General features: G+C 68.9%; 20 protein-coding genes and 4 pseudogenes. 15 read left to right on the forward strand and 9 right to left on the reverse strand.

What is annotated here, in order from left to right; all coding sequences use genetic code 11:
• Window positions 1-47: 47 nt before the first annotated feature.
• On the forward strand, window positions 48-365 hold the full coding sequence (locus ACZ4M3_RS34670; protein ID WP_467739534.1) for a hypothetical protein: 318 nt from the start codon (window positions 48-50) through the stop codon (window positions 363-365).
• Here ACZ4M3_RS34670 and ACZ4M3_RS34675 read toward each other — a convergent pair.
• Window positions 358-792, reverse strand: a complete 435-nt coding sequence (locus ACZ4M3_RS34675; RefSeq protein ID WP_467739536.1) for a sensor histidine kinase — start codon at window positions 790-792, stop codon at window positions 358-360. The genes ACZ4M3_RS34670 and ACZ4M3_RS34675 overlap by 8 nt on opposite strands.
• A gap of 149 nt (window positions 793-941) precedes the next feature.
• On the opposite strand from ACZ4M3_RS34675, the pseudogene ACZ4M3_RS34680 reads away from it, so the two are divergent.
• Window positions 942-1,649 (forward strand): annotated as a pseudogene (locus ACZ4M3_RS34680) (phosphatidylglycerol lysyltransferase domain-containing protein); the annotation flags it as partial.
• A gap of 634 nt (window positions 1,650-2,283) precedes the next feature.
• Here the strand turns inward: ACZ4M3_RS34680 and ACZ4M3_RS34685 are convergent.
• Together ACZ4M3_RS34685 and ACZ4M3_RS34690 are read right to left on the reverse strand one after the other, a co-directional pair.
• A complete protein-coding gene (locus tag ACZ4M3_RS34685; RefSeq protein ID WP_467739538.1) occupies window positions 2,284-2,760 on the reverse strand; it encodes a cupin domain-containing protein in 477 nt (158 codons plus the stop codon).
• Window positions 2,761-3,413: 653 nt separating this feature from the next.
• Window positions 3,414-3,758: a hypothetical protein gene (locus tag ACZ4M3_RS34690; RefSeq protein WP_467739540.1), complete on the reverse strand. Its 345-nt coding sequence runs from the start codon at window positions 3,756-3,758 to the stop codon at window positions 3,414-3,416.
• A gap of 916 nt (window positions 3,759-4,674) precedes the next feature.
• On the opposite strand from ACZ4M3_RS34690, the gene ACZ4M3_RS34695 reads away from it, so the two are divergent.
• The 4 genes and pseudogenes from ACZ4M3_RS34695 to ACZ4M3_RS34710 all read left to right on the forward strand — a co-directional run bounded on the left by ACZ4M3_RS34695 (window position 4,675) and on the right by ACZ4M3_RS34710 (window position 7,764).
• Entirely contained in the window at window positions 4,675-5,118 is a 444-nt protein-coding gene (locus ACZ4M3_RS34695) for a MerR family transcriptional regulator (RefSeq protein WP_467739542.1), read from the forward strand.
• A gap of 55 nt (window positions 5,119-5,173) precedes the next feature.
• Window positions 5,174-5,296, forward strand: a complete 123-nt coding sequence (locus ACZ4M3_RS34700) for a hypothetical protein (protein ID WP_467739544.1) — start codon at window positions 5,174-5,176, stop codon at window positions 5,294-5,296.
• A 457-nt stretch (window positions 5,297-5,753) separates the two neighbouring features.
• Window positions 5,754-6,188: pseudogene (locus tag ACZ4M3_RS34705) on the forward strand (hypothetical protein); the annotation flags it as partial.
• A 157-nt stretch (window positions 6,189-6,345) separates the two neighbouring features.
• Window positions 6,346-7,764: a cellulase family glycosylhydrolase gene (locus ACZ4M3_RS34710; protein WP_467739546.1), complete on the forward strand. Its 1,419-nt coding sequence runs from the start codon at window positions 6,346-6,348 to the stop codon at window positions 7,762-7,764.
• An 800-nt stretch (window positions 7,765-8,564) separates the two neighbouring features.
• On the opposite strand, the gene ACZ4M3_RS34715 is transcribed toward ACZ4M3_RS34710, so the two are convergent.
• Window positions 8,565-8,801: a hypothetical protein gene (locus ACZ4M3_RS34715; protein WP_467739548.1), complete on the reverse strand. Its 237-nt coding sequence runs from the start codon at window positions 8,799-8,801 to the stop codon at window positions 8,565-8,567.
• Window positions 8,802-8,960: 159 nt separating this feature from the next.
• On the opposite strand from ACZ4M3_RS34715, the gene ACZ4M3_RS34720 reads away from it, so the two are divergent.
• Window positions 8,961-9,389, forward strand: a complete 429-nt coding sequence (locus ACZ4M3_RS34720) for a DUF732 domain-containing protein (protein WP_467739550.1) — start codon at window positions 8,961-8,963, stop codon at window positions 9,387-9,389.
• A 284-nt stretch (window positions 9,390-9,673) separates the two neighbouring features.
• On the opposite strand, the gene ACZ4M3_RS34725 is transcribed toward ACZ4M3_RS34720, so the two are convergent.
• Window positions 9,674-11,254 carry a hypothetical protein gene (locus ACZ4M3_RS34725; RefSeq protein ID WP_467739552.1) on the reverse strand — a complete coding sequence of 527 codons (1,581 nt, stop codon included), beginning with the start codon at window positions 11,252-11,254 and terminating at the stop codon, window positions 9,674-9,676.
• A 537-nt stretch (window positions 11,255-11,791) separates the two neighbouring features.
• Window positions 11,792-11,883: pseudogene (locus ACZ4M3_RS34730) on the reverse strand (IS5 family transposase); the annotation flags it as partial.
• Between the two features lie 28 nt (window positions 11,884-11,911).
• Between ACZ4M3_RS34730 and ACZ4M3_RS34735 the strand changes: the two are divergent.
• From ACZ4M3_RS34735 to ACZ4M3_RS34750, 4 genes and pseudogenes are all read left to right on the forward strand, one after another.
• Window positions 11,912-12,019 (forward strand): annotated as a pseudogene (locus ACZ4M3_RS34735) (IS21-like element helper ATPase IstB); the annotation flags it as partial.
• Window positions 12,020-12,624: 605 nt separating this feature from the next.
• Window positions 12,625-13,707 carry a polyprenyl synthetase family protein gene (locus ACZ4M3_RS34740; protein ID WP_467739554.1) on the forward strand — a complete coding sequence of 361 codons (1,083 nt, stop codon included), beginning with the start codon at window positions 12,625-12,627 and terminating at the stop codon, window positions 13,705-13,707.
• Window positions 13,708-13,858: 151 nt separating this feature from the next.
• The gene (locus tag ACZ4M3_RS34745; protein WP_467739556.1) at window positions 13,859-14,902 is read left to right on the forward strand and encodes a terpene synthase family protein; all 1,044 of its coding nucleotides are present in this window, start codon (window positions 13,859-13,861) and stop codon (window positions 14,900-14,902) included.
• 52 nt (window positions 14,903-14,954) lie between these two features.
• Complete coding sequence (locus ACZ4M3_RS34750) at window positions 14,955-15,821, forward strand: SAM-dependent methyltransferase (RefSeq protein ID WP_467739558.1); 867 nt, start codon at window positions 14,955-14,957, stop codon at window positions 15,819-15,821.
• Window positions 15,822-16,247: 426 nt separating this feature from the next.
• On the opposite strand, the gene ACZ4M3_RS34755 is transcribed toward ACZ4M3_RS34750, so the two are convergent.
• Window positions 16,248-16,592 carry a hypothetical protein gene (locus tag ACZ4M3_RS34755; RefSeq protein WP_467739560.1) on the reverse strand — a complete coding sequence of 115 codons (345 nt, stop codon included), beginning with the start codon at window positions 16,590-16,592 and terminating at the stop codon, window positions 16,248-16,250.
• A 408-nt stretch (window positions 16,593-17,000) separates the two neighbouring features.
• On the opposite strand from ACZ4M3_RS34755, the gene ACZ4M3_RS34760 reads away from it, so the two are divergent.
• Window positions 17,001-17,666, forward strand: a complete 666-nt coding sequence (locus tag ACZ4M3_RS34760; RefSeq protein ID WP_467739562.1) for a hypothetical protein — start codon at window positions 17,001-17,003, stop codon at window positions 17,664-17,666.
• Entirely contained in the window at window positions 17,663-18,316 is a 654-nt protein-coding gene (locus ACZ4M3_RS34765) for a hypothetical protein (RefSeq protein WP_467739564.1), read from the forward strand. The genes ACZ4M3_RS34760 and ACZ4M3_RS34765 overlap by 4 nt, the downstream gene beginning before the upstream one ends.
• A 948-nt stretch (window positions 18,317-19,264) precedes the next feature.
• On the opposite strand, the gene ACZ4M3_RS34770 is transcribed toward ACZ4M3_RS34765, so the two are convergent.
• Window positions 19,265-19,654, reverse strand: a complete 390-nt coding sequence (locus tag ACZ4M3_RS34770) for a VOC family protein (RefSeq protein ID WP_467739566.1) — start codon at window positions 19,652-19,654, stop codon at window positions 19,265-19,267.
• Window positions 19,655-19,737: 83 nt separating this feature from the next.
• Here ACZ4M3_RS34770 and ACZ4M3_RS34775 point away from each other — a divergent pair, with 83 nt between their 5' ends.
• Window positions 19,738-20,514 (forward strand): TetR/AcrR family transcriptional regulator, encoded by a 777-nt coding sequence (locus ACZ4M3_RS34775; protein WP_467739568.1) that lies wholly within the window; start codon window positions 19,738-19,740, stop codon window positions 20,512-20,514.
• A 19-nt stretch (window positions 20,515-20,533) separates the two neighbouring features.
• Here ACZ4M3_RS34775 and ACZ4M3_RS34780 read toward each other — a convergent pair whose 3' ends face one another.
• Window positions 20,534-20,962: a hypothetical protein gene (locus tag ACZ4M3_RS34780; RefSeq protein ID WP_467739570.1), complete on the reverse strand. Its 429-nt coding sequence runs from the start codon at window positions 20,960-20,962 to the stop codon at window positions 20,534-20,536.
• A gap of 77 nt (window positions 20,963-21,039) precedes the next feature.
• On the opposite strand from ACZ4M3_RS34780, the gene ACZ4M3_RS34785 reads away from it, so the two are divergent.
• Entirely contained in the window at window positions 21,040-21,807 is a 768-nt protein-coding gene (locus ACZ4M3_RS34785) for a transposase (RefSeq protein ID WP_467739572.1), read from the forward strand.
• Window position 21,808: the final 1 nt, after the last annotated feature.

Raw genomic sequence — 21,808 nt, forward strand, 5'->3', positions numbered from 1 at the left:
TCGCCAGACGCATTCGGACGCCGACCCCACCGTCTGACGCCGCCGCCTTGAGACAGCACACCATCGAGCTGGAGCCGGACCCCCTGTCCGCCACCTGGCAGCACGGCACGCTGTCCGGCGTCACCACCACCTACCAGGGCGGCAGCTCGGCCCGCGGCTCCGAGCAGTCGGTTGCCTATGACGCCTCGTCACCCTCGTCGAAGGCCTGGAACGGACCCCGGCCCCCGGCCCCGGAACGCGCGCCACCAGGCCGATATCGGCCGCCGGCACACAAGCGGCGCCCGGCGCCCGTGCGCGGGCGTGGAGCGGCGTGCCCGATGCAGATACCCGCAGTGGCGGGCGAGGCGATGCTGTCGGTCAGCTGACGTCGGCGGGCAGGCGGACGACGATGCGGGCGCCCGATGAGTTGTCTTCGAGGCGGGTGGTGCCGTGGTGGGCGGTCACGACGTCGCGGACGATGGCCAGTCCGAGGCCGCTGCCGCCGGCGTCCCTGGTGCGTGCGTCATCCAGCCGTGTGAAGCGGTCGAAGACGCGTTTTCGGTCGGGTTCGGGGATGCCGGGCCCGTCGTCGGCGATGACCAGGTGTGCCGAGCCGTCGATGATGCCGAGCCGTACGTCGATGCGGCTGGTGGCGTACCGGGTGGCGTTGTCGAGCAGGTTGCGCACGACGCGCGAAAGGGCGTCGGCATCGCCTTCGACCCGTGCCGCGCTGACCAGCTGCTCGTCGATGGTGAGGGGCGAATGCTGGCGGGTACGGCGGACTTCGGCGAAGACGAGCTCGTCCAGGTCCACGGATTGGTGCCGCAAGCGTGGCCGGGCATCGAGGCGGGCGAGCTGTACGAGGTCGTCGACAAGCCGAGAGAGGCGCTCGCTCCCTGCCACCAGGTCGGGGGCCAGGGTGTGCCGATGCGCGGTGTCGGGGTGACGGACGGCCACCTCCGCTGGAGGGCCGTGCCATGCGCGGACTGCGTCAAGCGTGCAGCCGTGTGCGGCGAGCCGGGTACACCGTGCGGATCCGGCGTCACGAGGACATCGCCGAAGGGGAGATGGCGGCTCTGGTACAGAGGGCGGACAAGTGGCGTGACGGGGCTACCGAGCGGGGTTTCTCCATAGCACTGGGCCGTCTGGGTGACCCGCAGGACGGGCGCTGCGTGATGGTGGAGTGCCACGACCGTGACGGAAGGCAGAGGGCGCTGGTGAGCTTCGTCCCCTGGGGGGAGAACGGGTTGTCGCTCGATCTCATGCGGCGCGATCGCGGTTCGGAGAACGGTCTGCTGGAGTTCATGGTCACCGAGCTGCTGGTGCGGGCCAAAGAGCTGGAAGTCGAACGCGTCTCGCTGAATTTCGCGATGTTCCGCTCCGTCTTCGAGCGCGGCGCACGGCTGGGGGCAGGACCGGTGTTGCGGCTGTGGCGATCGCTTCTGAGCTTCTTCTCCCGCTGGTGGCAGATCGAATCCCTCTACCGGGCGAACGCCGAGTACCGGCCGGTCTGGGAACCCCGCTACCTCTTGTTCGCCGCCGGCAGCGAACTGCCTCGGATCGCTCTGGCCAGTGCGCGGGCCGAGGGATTCGTCAACGGTCCCCGTCTGCCGGTCCTTTTCCACCGCCGCCACGCGGCCGGCGCACCGCACGGCGGGTCCCGCCGCTGATCGGCCGGAGCGCAGCCGCCGGGCCGGCCCCCGGCAACAAAGCTGTTTCTGCTGCCGTCAGCGTCCCTAGTACTCCAGCCGTAGATCGTGATCTTGCTGGTGTGGGACGCCGCGGAGATGGCCAGCGTTGATCATAGACGCGCGGACGGGTGAAATCGTTGCCCTGGTCAGCGCTCCCAGCTACCACCCCAACTCCTTCAGCGGCTACGCCACCTCCGACGCCAAGGCGTGGAAGCAGCTCAACGCGGACGGGGGCAAGCCCCTCTACAACCGGGCTCTGCGCGACCTCCACAACCCAGGCGCTTCCGCCCACATCATGGTAAAAGGGGCTCCTTGCGTCGGTGGCCGCGCCCACGCTCAGCCCGGCCGTCCACACCGTTCCCGACAGCTCGGTGTCGTTCTCCGGCGACCCCGCCCGCTGCACCGACGCGAGTCCGCGGGCGGCCTTGCGGTATGGCTGTCACTTTGCTCCACGGCCAGGGCCGCTTCCAGGGCGGCGATGGCACGCGCCCTGGTGCTGCTGCCAGGGCCGCCATGCCTGGACGGCACGCCACCGCTCCAGCCGCTCCTTCGTGTCGCTCACTCTCAACCCGCCTCGGGGCATGGAACTGCTGTCGCGACAAGCCCTCGCTGGTCAGGCGTGTTCGTCCGATGGCTGCTGGGCAGGCTGGACCGACCAGCTGGGTGGCTCGTCGTTGTCTGAGTCCTCGTCGTGCTCCGCGTCGGTGGCTGTCGCATGGATCTTTCCCGAGGCGTGGTGGACCGGCGCGTATACGGCATAGAGCTGCAGTGTCTCGTCACCGATGTTGGTGACGTTGTGCCACGTGCCGGCGGGTACGAAGATCGCCCAGCCATCCTCGACCTCCCGGTCGAAGTCGAGTCGATCCTTCGTGCGGCCCATCTGGACGCGGCCCCGGCCCGCGTCGAGTCGTAGGAATTGGTCAGTTTCCGGGTGGGCCTCCAAGCCGATGTCCTCACCCACCGGGATCGACATGAGGGTCAACTGGAGGTACTTCCCGGACCAGGCGACCGCGCGATAGTTCGTGTTCTCGAGCGTCGCCTTCTCGAGGTCGAAGCTTTGAGGTTCCGGCCCGATGTCCTTGATGGTCATATTTCTCTCCCGGTCAACGAAGGCGGTACGCGTTCGCGTTCTTGCGCCGGCCCATGTCAGCGTAGTCAGAGCCCTGGGCTCCTCTGGCCACCAGCACGTGAGCCGCTACCGCACAAGCGCCCGCGGTCCTTTGCCGCATTCCTCCGTGCGTCCGGTCGTGTAGCCGACCGGGTTCGTGCAGTCGATGACAGTCTCGCCCGCCAAGCGTCGGCGCGGCACCTCCAGTCCGTGTAGCGCATCACTTCCGCCAGGCAATTCGCGGCTTCGTGATGGTGGCGTTGATTCCGCAAACCAGGCCTGCAGGCATCGTGCATGCCAGCAGGCTGGGGCTGCAGAGGCGCCGCACAGCTGGTGCCCATGGCCCAAGGCACCCGATGAGCCGTCCCGTGACAGAGCGAGCCCGGTCCGTCTGCGACCCGCGGGGATAGCCGCAGACGGAGCCAGGTCCGGGTCAGGACCCGGCCGCGTAGCCCCGCCGTCGTAGGCGGGCCGGCCACCCCGGGCGGGGTTCACTCGTCCGGGGGGCGGCCGCACCGACAGGTACGGGAGACAGGTGGCCTTCACCCCGAGTTCGGCCAGGCGGCGCTGTTGCTCCTTGCGATGTGCCGGTTTGGTGTCATCGGGGGGCTGGCAGCGACGGGCCGCCAGGTAGGTCAGGAGAAGAGGACCGACCGGAGGAGGAGACGGTCGGACGCGCCGCCGCCCGGGCGCAGGCTGTAGTAGGTGTCGCCCTCGCAGTTCGCCTCCAGGAAGACCACGGCTGTCGCGTCGGTGTGGTTCTTCGGCGCGTAGGCGGGTGAGCCCGGCTCCGAGGCCGGTCCCTGGATGTTGATGCACGTGCCGCTGTCGGGGTTGTTGAGGAAGCCGACCGCTTCGTACCCGTCGTGGGTCTGGTACGTGTACCGGAACTGCCCGGTGGCGGCGGAGGCTGAACCGGGGATGGTGACGAGCAGGACGATGGCGCCGGCGGCGGCGGCCATGGCAGAGCGAAGTCGCATGGTGGATTCCTTGTTCGCGGGGGGGGGGGGGGGGGGGGGAAGCCCTGCGAGCGATGCCCGGCACAGCGATGAGGCAAGCGCGTTGTCACTCGGACAGGGGGCGCGGAACCGTTTCGCCATTCCATTCGGCTCTGCGGTGCTCGCTTCTTCGTACACCGGGGGGCGTCGCGACAGGAATGGTGTCGGTGGCCGGAGCCTTGCCGGTGACGCTGGCGTGGCCGGCCGGCCTGCGGGGCGCTGCTACGGATCGGTCGGCGGGCGGGGTGGTCCGGCACACCGCGCTGACGGCCCGAGCGTGGCTGACCCTGATCCAGCGCACCGAACCCCGCGCCACCACCGAACTGCCGATCACCACGGTACTGCGTCGGCAGGGGGGCGCGGGCCCGGCCGCTGGGGATGGAGCGGAACCCCAGACTCAATCATGCGTTCGATTTCCTGCCCTACGCAGACCCCGTGCCGCGCCGCCCGATCTCGCGGCTGAGCGGCTACTTGGCCATTGTGCGTTCGGCGGGGTTGCAACCTGTACCCAGGTACAGGTTTACGTCGGAGGTGTCCCCGCCACTGGGGGTTGAGGACGGGAGTGAGCGTGATGAGTGATCTTGCGTGGGTGCGGCAGTCCTGCACGCTGCCCACCGAGGAGCGGCCCTGCGGGTCGCCGAGTGGGACGCGTTGTTCGCGGAGCGGCTGACCTCGCTGACCCGGCCCCAGCCGCTCCGGCTGCGTCTTGACCTGGCGGGCGGAGAGGGCGTGGAGGGCCGGGTCCGTGACCTGGTGGAGCGAGCGGCTGCTGCTCGTTCTTCACCTTCACCCTCACCCCCGGCCCGGGCCTGATCCGGCTGGACATCTGCGTGGACCGGGCGCACGATCCGGTCCTGGATGCCCTCGCCGCCCGGATCGCTGCCGCCGGGGAGCAGCGGTGAGTGCGGGCCTGCGCATCGGGCAGGTCGCCGAGGCGGCCGGGGTGGACATCCAGACGCTGCGCTACTACGAGCGGCGCGGCCTGCTGGCCGAACCGGAACGCAGCAACGGCGGCCACCGCCTGTACGGCGAGGACGCGGTGACCGCGCTACGGGTGATCAAAGCCGCCCAGCGGCTCGGGTTCACGCTGGAGGAGGTCGCCGAGCTCCTGGAGGCCGGCCGCCACCGCCACGGCCGCCCCGTCGCAGGCCTGCAGGAGCGGGACGCGGCCAAGCTCGCCGAGGTCGACGCGAAGATCGCCGACCTCACCACCATCCGCACCGCCCTGGCCGCAGCCGTTCAGGCGGGCTGCGACGACCTGACCGCGCGCGCGTCCAGCACGTGCTGCCCCATCCCCTTCACCGACCTCGCCAAAGAGCGTCATGCCGGACCCTGCTGCTGACCCCCGCCCCCACCGCGCCCCGAGCACGCTCGGGACACTCGCCGCCCTGGCATGCATGGCCTGCTGCGCGCTCCCCGTCCTGATCACGGCCGGGGTCGTCGGCGCCGGGGCAGGGGCGGTGGTGGGCTGGCTGCCCGCCCTCGCCGTCGTCCTGGCCGTGCTCGCAGCCAGCACCTGACTCCGCTCCAGCCTCGATTTGCCGACTCAGGCGCCCCCGGGACAGCCGGAACGAGTCGCACCGAAGGCGAACCGAAATCTGGATGCCGTGTTGGCCAGTCGGGCCAACACAGCACTCAGTCACAGCCCGATCTGCGACGGAGCATCGGAGTGGGCCACTGAGCGTGAAACCTGGCCGGTCGCGTGCGCAAGGCCGGGCCGTTGATACTGGGCGGGTGTTGATCTGGGGGTCGCTGACGGCCGGGTCATCGCCTGGACCGAGCCGCCCTTCGGCGAGAGCCTCTACCCCGGCGACGACGACCCCGATTACAACTCGATCTGCTCGTCCCCGCGCATCCCGCGCCAGTTCTGCATGGAGTGCGCCGGCTGCGCCGCCTGCGGGCAGTGCGCCGGCCCCCGCTCCAGACCTGACCGCCCCTGTCCTCTGACATCCAAGTTGGATCGTTTGCCACCGACGTTCCCAGCGCCTCCTGGCGCTGAACGAGATCTACCTGGGCTCGCCCGCCCACCAGACGGCCCGCTACCGCCTGGGCCCCGACGGCGAAGAAGGTCCGGGCGAGGCCCAGGCGCCCTCCGGCGTACTCGCCGGTACTGGCACCGGCGCCACCGGCTGGCTGCGCTCCCTGTGGCTGGAAGGCGGCAGCGCGGCGCAGCTGCCCGCACCGTCGGACCGCCGACTCCCGTGGTCCGTCCGCGCAGCCTGGCCGTCGCCCGCGACCGGAACCTCGATGGTCGGCGGTCATCTGGAACAGCGCGAGGGACTGCGGCTGACGGTGGAGTCGGACCGGATCGTGGTCTTCGGCGACGGCATGGAGGCGGACGCCCTGCAGCTGACCTGGGGACAGAGCGTACGACTGGGCATCGCGGCGACAGCGCTGCGCCTGCTGACGTGAGCACCCCGCCGGCCGGCCTCGCGGCAGGGAGGTCCGCGAAGCAGGAAGTCTCATCAACAACTCCGTCGAAACGATGGGAACTTGCCTCACCGGTCAGTAGCATCCCACCGGCACGTGACACATCGTCAGAGACGCTACCCTCGAAAGGGTCTCCTGCATGCGCCGGACCTCCCGCTTCGCCCCAGTCGCCCTCGGCGTGGCAGCCCTCCTGCTCGGCGTCCTCCCCGCGCAGGCCCAGGCCCACCCCGACCGCGCCTCCGACCGCGTCACCGTCGGCGACCGCACCTTCACCACCGACGGCCAGGGCCGCGCGCTGCAGTGGCGCGGCTTCAACCTCGCCGACAAGAGCAGCCGGGGCGCCGACGCGTTCGCCGACATCCACGAGAGCGACCTCAAGGACATGGCCGCCCGGGGGTTCAACCTCGCGCGCCTGGCGTTCTTCTGGGACGATCTCGAACCGGAGCCCGGGCACTACGACCGCGGCTACCTCGCCAAGATGCGCCGCATCCTCGACTGGGCCGACCGCTACCACGTCAAAGTCGTCCTCGACGCCCACCAGGACGTGTACGGACCGCACTTCGGCTCCCGCGGCGTGCCTGCCTGGGCCACGCGCGACGAGGGCCTGCCCTTCCGGCCGATACCCGAGGACTGGTTCTCCGAGTACTTCGAGCCGTCCGTACAGGCCGCCTTCGACCACCTGTACAAGGACACCGACCTCCGCACCGCGCACGCCCGCATGTGGACGACGGTCGCCTCCGCCCTGGGCGGGCACCCCGCGCTGCTCGGCTACGACCTGATGAACGAGCCGTTCGCGCGCTTCCTCGAGGGCGAAGACCTCCCTGCCGCCGCGGCCCGCTTCGAGGCCGGCGAGCTCACCGAGATGTGGAACCGCCTCGCGCGGGCGGTCCGTCTCGTCGACCAGAAGTCTTGGGTGTTCGTCGAACCCACCGTCATCGTCGGTCTCGGCGTCCCCACGCGGATGGGTTCCATCGAAGACCCTCACGCCGGGTACGCGCCGCACTTCTACGAGACCGCGATGGAGACCGGCGGTGACTACGACCCCGACGGCACCTTCATCCCGGCCTACGAGGCCGCGATCAGCGACTATCCGACCCGTCACCGCATGCCGGTGATCGTCGGCGAGTGGGGCGGCAACCCGTACGTTCCGCACGCGAGCCGGTTCGTCACCGACATGACGGCCTCCCTGGACCGCTTCTCCAGCGGCTGGACGTGGTGGCAGTGGTGCCGGGGCGGAGGCTACTGCTTCCTCGACCAGACGGGCGCGGTGAAGCCCAATGCCCGGCTGCTCGTCCAGCCCTACGCGCCGGCCGTCGCGGGTGACCCACTCGGCTTCGCGTACGACCCCGCCACACGCACCTATACCCTCACCTTCCGCACCCGCGACAACGCCGCCGGACCCACCGAGATCACCGTGCCGAAGGACACCTACCCGAACGGCTATCGCGTCACGGTCCAGGGTCGCAACGCCAAGTGGGACGGCCACGGCCAGACCGTCACCGTGAGCACCCACGGGAGGAGCGGAACCACGTACCAGGTCACGATCAGCCCGAGGTAGCCCACCGGCGCGGTCACGGCGGGCCCGGTTGCCGTCGCGAGCGCGTCCAGCACCGCCGCCGCGACGCGCTGTTGACAGCACCCAGTCGGGCCGCTGGAACGCGAGTGTCGGGAGGTTCGCCAGGGCCTGGATCGTCGTACTGCCTGTCACGGCCAGGTTCGTGCAGCGCACGCCGTCCGGAAGCAGGTGCTGCAGGATCTCGAACGAGGACAGCCGCCGGTCGGCCGTGGTGCTCTCGCCCACGGACACGGCGTGCTCGTCCGGCCGGAACGGCAGGCCGGCCAGGCGTGCCGCCGTTCCCGGTACGGCCGCGAGTGCGGCGGCGGCCGCCCGGTTCCGCGCCTCGAAGCGGTTCAGGCGCGTCCGATAGCCGGCCGGATGGAGCCCGAACAGGGCTCCGAGCGCGGCCTCGTCGGGCGTGGGGCCGAGATGGCGCAGGACCTTCTCGGGCTGGGGGAAGCGGAGCATGCGTGCGAGGGGGACTGACCGCACTGCGGCGTTCTACGGCCTCATGCCGTTGGAGGGGTGTTCCCTCCTGGCCGTGAATCCGCGCGGAGAACCAGGGACACCCCGGGGTTTCGCCGGGGAGAGAACCAGGTCTCCTTCGCGACCGCCTTCCTCGACCGGTACGACCACCGGCTCAACCACGTGGAGTCTCGTCAGCACGGTTTCGTGCCATCCAAACCGCCATCGCATGGCGCCGGATGGTTCCTCGCGGGTGCTGGGGCGGGTGGCGGTGACCGCGCCCGCCGCCATGGCGGCCTGGGTGAGGGCAGCTCGATGCCGCCGACGCGGACCGGTCAGGAGGCCGGCAGAGCGGCCGCGGGGTCGAGACGGAGGACGGTGGGTCGGGACGCAGAGGTGGTCCGGGCCGAGACCTGCCCCGAGGGCTCTTCGCCGTTGCTGGTGCGGGTGACGAGGCCGTGGGCCAAGCCGTCCCCCAGGTCGCCTGCGGTGGCCCGGCCTTCCGGCCCGATGACGGGTTCCGGAGCGGCGAGGGCGGCGAGGACGGCGTCGCGCCGCGCGATCGGTTCCACGGTGGGCGCATCTGCAGGTGCTGCCGCAGGACCGGTAAAGAGCCCAGACAGGCCTGCTCCCGTTGGCCATCCCCTCTGGCAGCGGGGGCGCGGGCGCGTACAACCCCCCAGGGCACCCGCGTGTCACACACACGACACACGTTCGGGACAAGGGGAATCATGAAGCGCACAACCGCCGCCATCGCGATCACGGCCGCCCTCGCCGCCTCGCTCACCGCCTGCGGAGACAGCAGCGACGACAAGGCGGCACCGACCGCGCCTACGGCCGCCAGCACGCCCGCGGGGCAGGCGACGCCTTCGACTAGCGCGTCCGCAGTCAAGCCCTCGAACGGCATACCGCCGAGGCCGACGGGCGCCGCCCGCGACGCGTATCTCGCCGCGATCAAGATAGTTGCGCCCAACGCCGCCGCCGACCCCGACAAGGCCATCGACGCGGGCCGGAATCAGTGCTCCGCGCTGAACGGGGGTGCCCAGAACCCTGACCATGCCGCGGCGCAGCGATTCGGGAACGACGCCCACCCTCTCACCGACGCCCAGGGCAAGGCCATCAACGCCGCATTGCGCGCGACCATGTGTCCCGCCACCTGACGCACCCCCGGCACCTGCGGCGGGCGCCGACTCCCGCGGTTCCCGAGATGCCGTTGCTGTCGATCCGGCCGGTGTCGATCGGGCCGGCGGCGATCTGGCCGTTGCCCGTCCGGTAGGGCTGGAGCGCCCGGTCAACCGGGGGAGACCCGCTCGCCGCTCAACGGCCGCACCACGACGTACGGCGGGGCCGCTGCCTGGCGGCAACGGCCCCGCTCCCTGTTCGATCGTTGAACAGTCCTGTCGAGAGGGCGAAGCCCGCTGGTTGCGATGGTGTGTGGGGCGGACTACTTCGGGCAGTTGACGATGCCCTTGGCGATGCCGGTGACCGCGCCGAGGAGCATTCCGCCGGCCGCCGCCTGGGGGCCGCCCACGAGACCACCGAGGGCTCCGCTGACGATGCCGCTGCCGATCTCCTTGGCCATGCACTTGTCGTGGGCGTCGCTGCTCGCGGCCGTGGGCGAGGCCTTGAAGGAGGCGGTCGTCATCGTGTCGGTCGTCATCATTTCGGCCGCCCTCTTCGCGGTGGCCGGAGAGGCGGCGGTCGTGCCCAGGGAGAAGGTCGGGGGTGAGATGGTGCCGGTGACGGTCTCACCGGTCACGCCTTCGATGGTCTGGGTGACGGTGGCGCCGTTGACCGCGAGGGCGACCTTGTGGGTCGAGCCGCTCGTGTCCGTGACGGTGCCGGGCTGCACGGTCGCGATGACGGCGCCGTTCGCGTCACTGACCTGGATGCCGCCCTGTACTGCGGCCAGTTCGGCCCCCGCCGGAAGGTCCACGGTGCCCGAAGCGGTCTTCGCCAGGGCGGTGGGCTTCACGTCCGGGCTTGCGGAGTCGCTCCCCGGCGGGGTGGCGCCGGTGTGGGCGACGTACATCGTCGAGCCGGCCGCCGAGTTGATGACGGGGACGGTGACGGTGGCGTCGGTCGTCCACGGCTGGTTGTCGGTGTCGAAGGTCCAGGTGCCGGTGACCTTCTTGCCCACGGCCGCGAAGTCGACCCAGGCGTAGTTCTTGGAGGGGACCTCGACCGCGATCCCGTTGATCGTCGACTCGTCCGAGGTGTATGTCTGCGTCGCGGTCAGCTGGTTGCTGATTATGGCCTGGATGGGGGTGGTGACGCCGACCGACGTCGACAGCCCGGCGGAGTACGACTGGGCCCACCCGGAGTGGTAGATCGTGGTGAAGATCTGCTTCATCGTGGTGCTGGTGTCGTTGTACCAGACCGACGATGCGGGCTGGCGCGGCAGCACCTCGGGGCGGCCCTCGGACTTCTGCGTCCACGAACAGGAGGAGGTCTTCTTGGAACACAGGTCGCTGTAGTAGTCGAGCGCGAGGCTCCTGGCCTCGGCCGCCTTCGCGGCGGGGACCGTCCACTCCTGGCTCGCGCTGCCGTTGCACGGGTTAGGCTGGGCGAGGATGCCCCACAGGTGCAGGCCGCCCCGGTTGTCCATGCAGTACTCGGCCCCGCTGCTCTCGTCGCGCCGGACGATGCCGAAGGTGTTGGGCTTGCCGTCGACCGGGCGGAAGTTCCACTGCTCGCCGTCCTTGCCGCAGGACTGCTGCACGGCGGGTTGGGAGGCGTAGACGCACTTCCCGGAGGAGATGCTGGCGATGTTGAAGGTGCCGGGGGAACTGAGCTTGATCAGGCGCCAGTTCGGGAAGTTGGTGCCGTCGGGGGTGACGGATATCTGGTTCCCGTCTCCGGTGCCCGTCGCGTTGAGGGTGCCGTCCGTGTTGGTGAAGGTGTAGGCCTCAGTCCCGGCGGCGCTGACCGGGGTGGCGGCGCCCGCCGGCGCCGCGGCGAGGACGGAGCCCAGGAGGGCCAGGGCGACAGCCGGCGCGCTGAGGAGTCTCGCGGCCCTCGTCATATGCCTCTTCATGGTCACTTCCTGTGGTCTCGGCTGTGCTTCCTGGGGGCAGGTGATCGCCCGGGCCGAAGTGGCCGGCTTCGAGCAACCGTTTCGCTCGGCCGGATGGCCGAGCGCCTTCGGCCCTCAGTCATCCACACGCGGGCGGCTCCGTTAACCCGGAACGATCCGGAGTGACGCCGCCAGGCACGGTGCCGGGGCGCCCCGGGGCGGGACAGGACCCTCCCGGGGCGCGGGCGGTGACGACCAAGCGGCCGTCGGCTCACCAAGAGATACGGGGAGACCTCCCACTGCACCGGGCGGACGCCCGGTTCGCCGACGCCCGTGGCCTGAAGGCCTACGCCGGCGCCTCACCCATCACCCGGGCCTCGGGGATAAGTCGAGCATCACCCGGCGCTGGGTGAAGAACGACCTGCCGCACTGTGCAGGCTGTCATGGTGATGCGTGAGCGCATCGGTCCGCCGCAGCCGGCCCTCTGGGACCGCATCGAGGTGTTGCAGGAGCGTGCCGACGCCCTGGAGGTGTCGGGGCCGATCGGGAGTCGCGCCAGCTCGGAGTGCTTGGCTGAGGCGACGGCTCATCAGGTCTATCATCGCCAGCTTGATCATGGCTTCAGAGCGGTGTGGGTGGTTTCGTAGTCGCAACTACGGGCCGCGGCAGACCATCGTCGACCGGCTGACCTTCAACGGCGCCATCATCGAGACCGGCACAGAGTCCTACCGCCTCGCCCAGACCAAAGCCAAGCAGCAGCAGGCGAAGAAGTAGCCCTCACAGATCGCCGGCCGCCAGGCGGATATTGATCACACCGGGAATACAGGGTCAATTCGAACCGTTGATGCCAGCTCACGCCGCGCCGCCGAGCACGGCGTCTGCTCAGCTGGCGGAGAGCGTCCTTCGAACTGTGCGGTATTCCTGGTCGCGACCGCATGTTCCTGGTGTCTGACCACTCGACTCAAGATCGTTCGGCAGGTCATGATCGATTGCCACGCTACTCCTGGGCACCGAAGCATCGGTACTCCGAAGGTCGCAGACGAGCAGTCGGCCGCCCCGCCCGCGGCCCCAGCAGAGGTTCGGGCTACTGCGGGCAAAGCCGGGCCACGGTCTTCCGGCAATGAACGATCTCACTACCGAACACCACTCGTCCGCTCCAGGAGATGCACGTTTCACGCCGTCGCGTCAGCTCAGGTGGCTGAGACTGCTATTCCACTGCGTGTTCACACCCAACTACATTCCGTTATGCGGGCTGGTTGCCAGGACCTGCTCTGCTGATCTGCGCAGTCGTCCCTCTGTCTGGAGCTGAACCTGCTGGGGGCAGGCCCGTCCTGGGGGCACTTCGATTGCGTCGGAACACGGGGGAGGGGTGGGCGAGCGTGAGTGTCGAAGGGTCGGACTATGTGAACCTCGATCCGGCCGGTATACGCCAGCGCGTCGACGAGAACCTGGACGTCTTCTTCGACAGCAAGTCACGTACCACCGCAGCGTTCTTGCCAGGCGAGGTTTCGGAGGCGCTGCACGGTTTCGTTTTCTCCGGTGGTAAGCGCCTGCGCCCCCTTCTCTGCGTCTTGGGCTGGCACGCCGGCGGTGGCGTGGGTTTGGCACCGGATCCGGTGATTCGAGTGGCGGCGTCGCTGGAGCTGTTCCACGCCTTCGCCCTCATTCACGACGACCTAATGGACGATTCTGCGACACGGCGGGGATTACCGACGATCCACCGGGCTCTGGCCGTCCGTCACGACGGCGGCCGTGATGCCGGGCAGGCCGAGCGGCTCGGCATGGGGGCGGCCATCCTGGTAGGGGACCTGGCCCTGGTTTGGTCGGATGAGCTCCTGCACCGCGCCGGCCTCACACCTGGTCAGCTCGAGACTGTTCTGCCCCTGGTCGATGTGATGCGGACGGAGATCATGGCCGGCCAGTACCTGGATCTCGTCGGAAGCGGGAACGGCGCGGACGCCGATCGGGCATTGACGATCGCCCGGTACAAGACGGCGAGATACACGTGCGAGCGGCCGCTTCACATCGGCGCTGCCCTGGCCCAAGCTGACGAGGCGGTTCTGCGGGCGTGTACAGCCTTCGCAATGCCTCTCGGTGAGGCCTTCCAGCTCCGCGACGACGTACCGGGGGTCTTCGGCGATGACGGTCGGACGGGGAAGCCACGACTGGATGATCTGCGGGATGGGAAGAACACCGTGCTGATGGCGCAGGCTTTGCACCGGTCCGACGCCGCCCAGCTGCGTGAACTGAACGTGCTGGTGGGCAGCCAGTCCCTTGACGAGGAGGGCGCCGACCGGATCCGGGATGTGCTCGAAGCCACCGGAGCACGCGCCGCTGTCGAGAACATGATCACAGACCGCCATGCGCGGACCTGCCGTGCTCTGGACGCGGCCCCGTTCCCGCCGCCGGTATCCGCCGAGTTGCGGCGCATCACAGCCGCGGTGGTGGCGAGGACCTCATAGCGCCGGCCACCGACGCGAAACCCGGGTGCGCCGTCGAACCTGCCGTTGCAGCAGGGGAACCGCGACACGGCCACACGGGGATCGCACTGACGGCCGACACCGCATAGGCACGTGCCATGGGCGCGGGCACGTAAGAAGAAGGAGAGCCGACATGGAAGCCCCGAATCTGCTGCCGAGCACGGTCGAGGAATGGCTGGCCGGACCGGTCCGGATGCCCGAGATCGAGATCGAGGTACCGTTCCCGCTGTGTTGGAGCCCTGAGCCGCTACCCGAGATGCGCCGGCGCTTCCTCGACCGGCTGAAAGGTTTCGATCTGCTCGCCCACGATGGTCGAGTCGAGCAGTGCCTTCGTTATTCCTTCTCTGAAGTCGCCGCTCTTTCCTATCCGGAGGTGACCGGGCCCCGGCTGGACATGGGCTACGACCTCTTTCTGATCGCGGCGCTCCTCGACGACTTCCACGACGCCACGCCCGCCGGACGTGACAGGGCCCGGGTCGGGAAGACTGCTGCGGAGCTGGTGCGGTTGACATTCGAGCCGCCGGGGACCGAACCCGGCCTCACAGCGCATCCGGCGGCCTGGGCCTTCGCCGATGCCTGGGCGCGTGAGACCGAGGAGATGTCTGCCACCTGGCAGGCCCGGGCGAGCGCAAACTGGCGCTCGTGGTTCTCCACCTGGATCGCCGAGACCGACAACCGCAGCTCCGGCCACCTCCCCGGACTTCAGGAGTACGCCTTCCATCGGCGTGAGTCATCCGCCAGCGCCCTCTACCGCGACTCGGTCGAATCGGTGAACCGGTTCGAGTGCCCCCCGGCCGTCATGGACAGCGTGCAGATGCGGGGCATCTTCGAGGCGCATGCCGACTTCATCGGCTTGGTCAACGACATCTACTCCACCGAAGTCGACCGAGAACGCCAAGAGGTCCACAACCTAGTGGCGGTGCTGGAACGCGAAGGGCGCCTCACCCGCGAGCAGGCATTGACGGAAGCGGTCGAACGAGCAAACGGCGCCACCGCCCGCATGACCCGCCTGACCACCACCCTCCCGCCCCTGTTCGACGCCTACGAACTGAGCGAAGAACAGCGCGACACAGCAGGCCGGTTCCTGGCCGGACTCGGCTCCACCATGCGGGCCGCCCTCGAGTTCCACCGTCGAAGCGCCCGGTACGCAACGGCTCCCGACGTCACGGCGGCCTGAACCAGCCGCCCCGTACCAGACCACCCACACCCAGGCCATGGAGGCAACGGGCATGAGGGAAGACCCATCCGAACACCCGCAGGCACCCAGCCCCGTACAGGCAGGCGGTCCTACGGGCGCGGTCCTCGACTACTTCGAGAAAATGAACCCGGTCATTCTTCAGGACGTCGGCTACACCTACCAGATCGGCACCTTGAGGGAGCACTCCGGCCAGGCCTACCGCGACACCAACAGGTTCATGGCAGACCAGGCCGGACTACAGCCAGGCATGCACGTCCTGGACGCCGGCTGCGGCACCTGCGGGCCTGCAGTCGACATCGCCGAATACCTCGACGACCTCACCATCGAGGCAATCACGCTCTCGCCCGCCCAGGCAGCCTCCGCCCGCGACCACATCAGCGCCCACCAGCTCAGCGACCGCATCCACGTACACGTCGGCGACTACCACCGTCTCCCCTTCCCCGACCGCCACTTCGACGCCGCATACCTCTTCGAATCCGCCGGCTACTCGAGCAACCTCACCGCCCTGTTCCTCGAGATGCACCGCGTCCTGAAACCCGGCGGCCTGCTCTACGTGAAAGACGTCTTCATCGAGGACAAGCCCCTCAGCAGCCTCGAAACCGAAGCCCTCGCCGGCATGACCCAGGCATACGCCTACACACCCCACCCCGTAACCCACTACACACAAGCCATCACCACGGCAGGATTCACCCACGTGCATCCCGGCGACCCGAGCCAATGGGACCACGCACTCTACAAACAGGCGATGGTGAAAACACGCGCACGCGACGGAAAACCACTCACCACACCATCAGGAGAGCTCGAGTTCACGGACTTCGGCAAAGCCCACCACTACCCCCACGCCATGACCGGAGCAACGCCCCTGTACTGCTGCGACATCCGCGCCGTCCGGCCGTAGACCGTCACGGGCGCCGGCCGACCCGTCCTCACTGGTGTCCGTGGAGGCTGCCGTGGCGCTGGCGGTAGGGGGTGGTGCCGGGGTAGCGAATGCGCTGGGGGAGGCGGGGTGAGCTACGCGACGCGGCCCGCCGCACGAGGCCGGCCACCGACGGCCAGGGCGCGGCGGTACAGCCACGGGCGGCGGCCCGGGATAGCGGCGCCGTGCAGGTCTACGACACCTGCTCGTAGACGACGGTGGTGGTGTAGCAGTCTTCGGCGAGACCCAGAAGCGCCTGTACCTCGCTGTCGTCGGCCGCCAGGTCCCAGCGCAACTTCGTGCCAACCCAGGTCGCGGCGTAGGTGCAGTGGTAGGAGCCGTCGGAGGGCAGCCCCTCGGCCGGGTCCTTGTCGGCCTTGGACCTGTTCCAGGCCGCGGAGACCGCGATCAGCGTGTCCGGGCTGTTCTGGTCGTTCGCGTACGCCTCCCGCCGCGCCGCCGACCACGGCGCCCGTCAGAGTCGTACACCTCCGCCAGCGGTACGAAGTGGTCGACAGCAAGCCGGGCCGCGTCCGTGACCGCGACGTTGTCGTACGCGGAGCGCCAGGAGCCGCCGGTCAGCTTGCAGCCGACCGCCACCTGCGGCGCCATGACGGCCTCGGAGAGGATGACTTCCTTGCGGGTATCGTAGCCGTCGGTCGCGTTCAGCCCACGGTTCCGGTGCTTGTACGGGTCCCGCTTGTAGCCTGCGCGGTGTTCGGCGGCGACGGGCAGGCGGTCGATCGCCGTCATCGAGAGGACCCGCCCATCACCGCCCTGCGTGAGGCCATACCAGTGCGCTTCACCGGGTCCCGTCTCGCGGTGCGGTGGGCGCCGGTTGTGGGCCCCGTGCGCGTGGGAAGGAGGCAGCGAGCGCCGACCCGGTCCACCTCATCCGCCTCTTCGGCGTTCACCCGTCGACGGCCATGAAGTACGTCGCGGCAGCCCACCCCGATAAGGCTTTCCCCAAGATCCGTTGAGCACGGGCGTTCCGTATCCCTGACGAGGCGCCCGAACGCGCCGACCCGCTCCGGCTGATGCGCCGGTTCGGCGTCACCGAGCAGACCGCCATGCGCTACGTCTGCACTACCTGTCGGGAGCACACCTCGAAACGCCCAGGTAGCGGGCCCGCTCCAAGCCCGACGCCGCAGCCGAAAGCCCGTGGCGACGAAGCAGCGGGTCCGGCATCATCCCCATGTGATTGTTGTGCAACCCGTTCTGGAGATCTCCGCTTCCGACGACTTCGAGCTCTGGCGCGTTGGCGAACACGATTCGTATGGCTACCTCGTGCTGAACGGGGGGCTGACTCCGGCGGAGGTTGGCACGGCCGTTATGCAGATCGCCGACTGCAATGACTTCGAGCCGGAAGAGGAGCACGGGTCGGGTCCGTCCGACCCGCTCGGCGCATTCCTGCACGGGCTGCTCACCCTGCCGGACCTGATCGCCTCCAGCGGCTTCCGGGTGACGGACAACGCCACCGACACCGTCTTCGTCGAGCCGGGCTGCTGCAACGGCCTGGAGACCTGGCGGGACTGGCTGGAGATGCTCGACGGTACCAGCTGCGCCTACTTCGGCCACGATCCATCCTCGGTGGCCGAACGCGTCAACGCCGTTGTCCGACTCACACTCGATGCTCACGGGGTAGACGGCAGCCCGGTGATCGAACTGTCGGCAGACCAGGTACGCAGGCTCGTCGCCGACGCTCAGCAGGATTTGCAGGACTTCCTCAGCCTTGCCGGAACCTGGGCGGAACAACACCTGCCGGCACATGCCGCTGCCCTCACTACTGCCCTGGCACGGGCTCTGGACCTGGCACCCACACCATGACCAGCTTCCTGACCCACCGAGCGCACGTGCGCGATGCCGGGCTCCCCCTCCACCGGCGGCACAGCGCGCTGCGCACCTGCCTCACCGTCTTCGCTCCTTACGGTCTCCGGGCGACGTACCACCACCTCACGCTCAGCGCCGCGATCCCCTGCCGGCTGGAGGCAGACCCCGACGCGCTGGTGCGGGCGGTGGAAGAACTGCATGAGGCGCGGGTGCTGTGGCTCGCGCGAGCGGAGGAGTACGCCGCGCAACGCCGGGCGGAGAAGCGTGCGGGGCGGCGGGCTGTAGTGAACCCGCGACCGTGGTGGTTGCGGAGCTGGTGGGAGGGACCGAACCGCGCCTGGTACGCAGACCCGTTTCGCCATCCGTCGCTGCGGCTGCCCGAGTACGTCCGGCGACAGAACGCGATTCTGGACGGCGCCGATCTTCCCGGCTGCCCCGCCTGCGGGGACGAGAGACCGCTGGTGTCGAACTCGACCGGGCACGGCTGGGTAGAGCTGTGCCGTGGCTGCGCGTGGGTGCTGGCGCCATGCCCGTGCGGGCAGCGACACCGCTTCGTCCCGGAGACGCCGTTCAACTGGATAGGGATCTGGCAGCGGGCGCACATGAGCGATGACGGCATGCCGAACCCGCACTGGCCTGCGGACTAGCCGGTTGGATGCGGCACGGGGGCTTGAGTGTGGCTGATCAGCTGGGTGGCGCGCTCTTCAGATCGTTGCCTCCCGCAAGTGATCATTGCAACGCGCTCTTCGTAGCGAAGAGATATCACGGACGCTGTTGGGAGGTTGCCGGCTGGTCACAACACGTCGACGGACCAGACGTCGCCCCTCCGATGTCCGTCTGGACTGGGTCCCCTGACACGTACGGGTCAGGGTCAGCGACGACGTGGATACGGGCGGCGGACGCGGATACGCGGTAGCAGTCCATGTCACTCGACGTGCGGTGCTTGTCGAGTTCGATCGTGTGGCCCAGGGCCAGGATGGCGGTCTGTAGTTCTTTGAAGGGGACTCTGGGCGCGAATTCTCCGTATTCCCGCGAGAGCGGGGACGGCACGGTGCTCGGGGACTGGTCGTAGAGCAGTCGTTGGATCTTCACGCCGAAACCGAAGCACGACATCTGCCCTTGCCGCCCTGGCGAGAAGTTGATTTCCACGAGCCCGTAGTCCCGCCGCAGTAGGCCACCACCGGGAACATCGAGGCACGTCGCCCCCAGAGCGGCTTCCCAGGCTTCCGGGTCGCGAACCAGCCCTACCAGTCGGGATACAGGGGCTGGTACAAACTGAGGCGGCGGGACACCACCGAGGCGATCACCGGTACCCTCACCCGCCCCCACGTCCTCCTCCTGGGCCACCACGGCAGCCACGACCGGCTGCGTCCCATCGGCCGCACGGTCCCCCTGCGCCCGGAGCTGCGGCCCACCTGGTCGGTGAGAACCCGACCCGGCCGACGAGGACCGTCCCTGGACCGGCATCCGGTTCGCTACGACGTGGGGCAGCCGCGACGCCTTGGACGTGACCCTGGTCCGCCCCGAACTGGTCGCCGAGATCAGCGCCGACACATCCGTCGACCACGGCGGCATCTACCGACACCCCGTCTGCTTCAAACGCTGGTGGGGGCGTTCCAGTCGACCAGTTGGACGATGACGCCGTTGGGGTCTCGGACCTGAAAGGCGCGCTCGCCCCATTCCTCGTCGGTCAGCGGCATGGTGATCGCGACGCCTTCGGAGCGAAGGCGTGTCAGCTCGCCTTCGAGGTCCTCGACGACGAAGGCGAGGATCAGGCCTGCGGCGTGCTCGTTGCGCTGGTCTGCCGGGAGGCTGTCCAGCCCCCGCTGCAAGAAGATGACGTTCATGCCGGCGTCGTCGCGCGTCAGGGAGGCGAAGCCGTTGGCCGCCATCTCCTCGCGGAACCCGAAGTGCTCGATGAGGAAGGTGCTGGAGGCGGGGACATCGGCGACGTTAAGCGACACGGCACTGGAGGTGATCTTCATGAAAACTCCCCGGAGAGATCCCACATACTATGTACGCAGTACAATGTACATAGTACAGAGTTGGAATGCGAGAGGATGCCCCCGTGCCAACGGAACGAACCAGCTCGGGCGACCCGGCCCACACCCTCCAACTGCTGTGGCGCGGCTCCTCCTCTGACCATCGCCGAGGACCGCGACGGGGGCTGAGTATCGACGCAGTAGTCGAGGCCGCTACCGCCGTCGCCGACGCTGAAGGCCTGGACGCGCTGACCATGCGCCGGGTGGCCAAGGAACTCGGCGTGGTGCCGATGACGCTGTACACCTACGTCCCCGGCAAGGCCGAGCTCCTCGACCTCATGCTCGACGCCGCCTACGCCCGCATGCCGCGCACCGACACCACGGGACAGCCCTGGCGCCAACGCGTCACCGCCATCGCCGAGGAGAACAAAGCCCTCTTCGAACGTCACCCATGGGCCGCAGCCGTCTCCACCCTCAGGCCGCCGCTGGGGCCGGGGCAGATGTCAAAGTACGAGCACGAACTGTCCGGACTCGACGGCCTCGGCCTCAGCGACATCGAGATGGACGATTGCCTGACCCACTTGCTCACCTTCGTGCAGGCATGCGCCCGCGCCGCCGCCGCCGCCCGCGCCGCCGAGCACGACAGCGCCCTGAACGACCAACAATGGTGGGAGCTGAACGCCCCGCTCCTCGCCCGTGTCCTCGACGAGAACGCCTACCCCACTGCCGTCCGCGTCGGCGCAGCCGCAGGCGTCGCACACAACAGTGCCTACGACCCCGCCCACGCCTACTCCTTCGGCCTGCAACGGGTCCTCGACGCCTTCGGTGCCCTTGTCGACCGAAGCGGAGACGCGAAGACATAGACCGGATGTCGGCGAACGGCTAAGGGCTGTCCCGTAACTGCGCGAGCGTGAGGACCTGCCCCGGCTTTGTGGACATCAAGAGAAGCTCGACGTCCTTCGCGACGCAGAGCCGCAGAACGACCGTCAGCTGTTGGGCCGCGTCGATGTGTGTCCTAGGGACGCCGACCGCTTTCCGCCACTGGTCGACGATCGCCTCGAGCCGGGGCAGGAGGACAGCGCATTCGGTGGGCGAGAGCTCGCCTCCACCGTCGTCGGGGCGATCGAGGAGTGGTTCGAGCGAGGTGGAGACATCACTCCAGGGGCGTTCCCCGCCGAAGCCCGACATACCGTCGAGATCGAACCCTTCGGCTCGCGCCAGCTGCCGCCGGAACGCGGCGAAGCCGCTGTAGGACCAGCCGACGTCGGGACTGCTGGTGTCTCCGTCTCCTGGGAACAGAGTCAGCCTCACGCCGTTCTCCCTCAGATCGTCGAGTCGGCAAAGGATCGGTCGGCACCAGTGCCGTCTGCAACTGAGATGATCCAGCGGTGGCTGGTGTGATCACGGCGTCGGAGCCGTCTTGGATAGCCCCGTTCAGTGGGCTGAGCCCAAGGCAGTTCGGGAAGCTGGTGACCGTTCTGCGGCGCGAGGGCGCGGATTCGGTTCGCAAGGGGCGGCCGTGGAGCCTTCCGCTGGAGGCCCGGGCACTACTGGTGGCGGCGTATTGGCGCACAAACTTGACGATGCGCCAGCTCGCTTCAGTCTTCGGGGTCTCGAAGTCGGCGGCCGACCGCATCATCGACCACCTCGGGCCGATGCTCGCCCTGCAGCCCCGCAAGCGGTTCGCCAAGGACGCCGTGTTCATCGTGGACGGCACGCTCGTGCCCACCCGCGACCACGCCATGGCAGAGCAGTCCAAGAACTACAGATACTCCACCAACCACCAGATCGTCATCGACGCCGACACCCGCCTGGTCGTCGTGGTCGGCCGGCCACTCGCTGGTAATCGCAACGACTGCAAGGCGTGGGAGGAATCCGGCGCCAAACCCGCCGTCGGCAGAACACTCACGATCGCCGACGGCGGCTACCCCGGCACCGGACTCGTCATGCCGCACCGACGCCGCAAAGGCGAAGACCTGCCCGACTGGAAGCAGGCGCACAACAAGTCCCACAAGCAGATCTGCGCCCGCGTCGAGTACGTCTTCGCCCGTATGAAGACCTGGAAGATCCTCCGCGACTGCCGCCTCAACGGCGACGGCGTCCACCACGCCATGCTCGGCATCGCCCGGATGCACAACCTCGCCCTCGCCGGATAAA

This window comes from Streptomyces sp. NPDC026522 (assembly GCF_055567555.1).

What these genes read in the sequence shown, in the direction of transcription:
- ACZ4M3_RS34750 (WP_467739558.1), top strand. Translation starts at nt 14,955, where the DNA reads ATGAGGGAAGACCCATCCGAACACCCGCAGGCACCCAGCCCCGTACAG.
- ACZ4M3_RS34745 (WP_467739556.1), top strand. Translation starts at nt 13,859, where the DNA reads ATGGAAGCCCCGAATCTGCTGCCGAGCACGGTCGAGGAATGGCTGGCC.
- ACZ4M3_RS34720 (WP_467739550.1), top strand. Translation starts at nt 8,961, where the DNA reads ATGAAGCGCACAACCGCCGCCATCGCGATCACGGCCGCCCTCGCCGCC.
- ACZ4M3_RS34700 (WP_467739544.1), top strand. Translation starts at nt 5,174, where the DNA reads ATGGCCTGCTGCGCGCTCCCCGTCCTGATCACGGCCGGGGTCGTCGGC.
- ACZ4M3_RS34690 (WP_467739540.1), bottom strand. Translation starts at nt 3,758, where the DNA reads ATGCGACTTCGCTCTGCCATGGCCGCCGCCGCCGGCGCCATCGTCCTG.
- ACZ4M3_RS34755 (WP_467739560.1), bottom strand. Translation starts at nt 16,592, where the DNA reads ATGACGGCGATCGACCGCCTGCCCGTCGCCGCCGAACACCGCGCAGGC.
- ACZ4M3_RS34770 (WP_467739566.1), bottom strand. Translation starts at nt 19,654, where the DNA reads ATGAAGATCACCTCCAGTGCCGTGTCGCTTAACGTCGCCGATGTCCCC.
- ACZ4M3_RS34765 (WP_467739564.1), top strand. Translation starts at nt 17,663, where the DNA reads ATGACCAGCTTCCTGACCCACCGAGCGCACGTGCGCGATGCCGGGCTC.
- ACZ4M3_RS34710 (WP_467739546.1), top strand. Translation starts at nt 6,346, where the DNA reads ATGCGCCGGACCTCCCGCTTCGCCCCAGTCGCCCTCGGCGTGGCAGCC.
- ACZ4M3_RS34685 (WP_467739538.1), bottom strand. Translation starts at nt 2,760, where the DNA reads ATGACCATCAAGGACATCGGGCCGGAACCTCAAAGCTTCGACCTCGAG.
- ACZ4M3_RS34725 (WP_467739552.1), bottom strand. Translation starts at nt 11,254, where the DNA reads ATGACGAGGGCCGCGAGACTCCTCAGCGCGCCGGCTGTCGCCCTGGCC.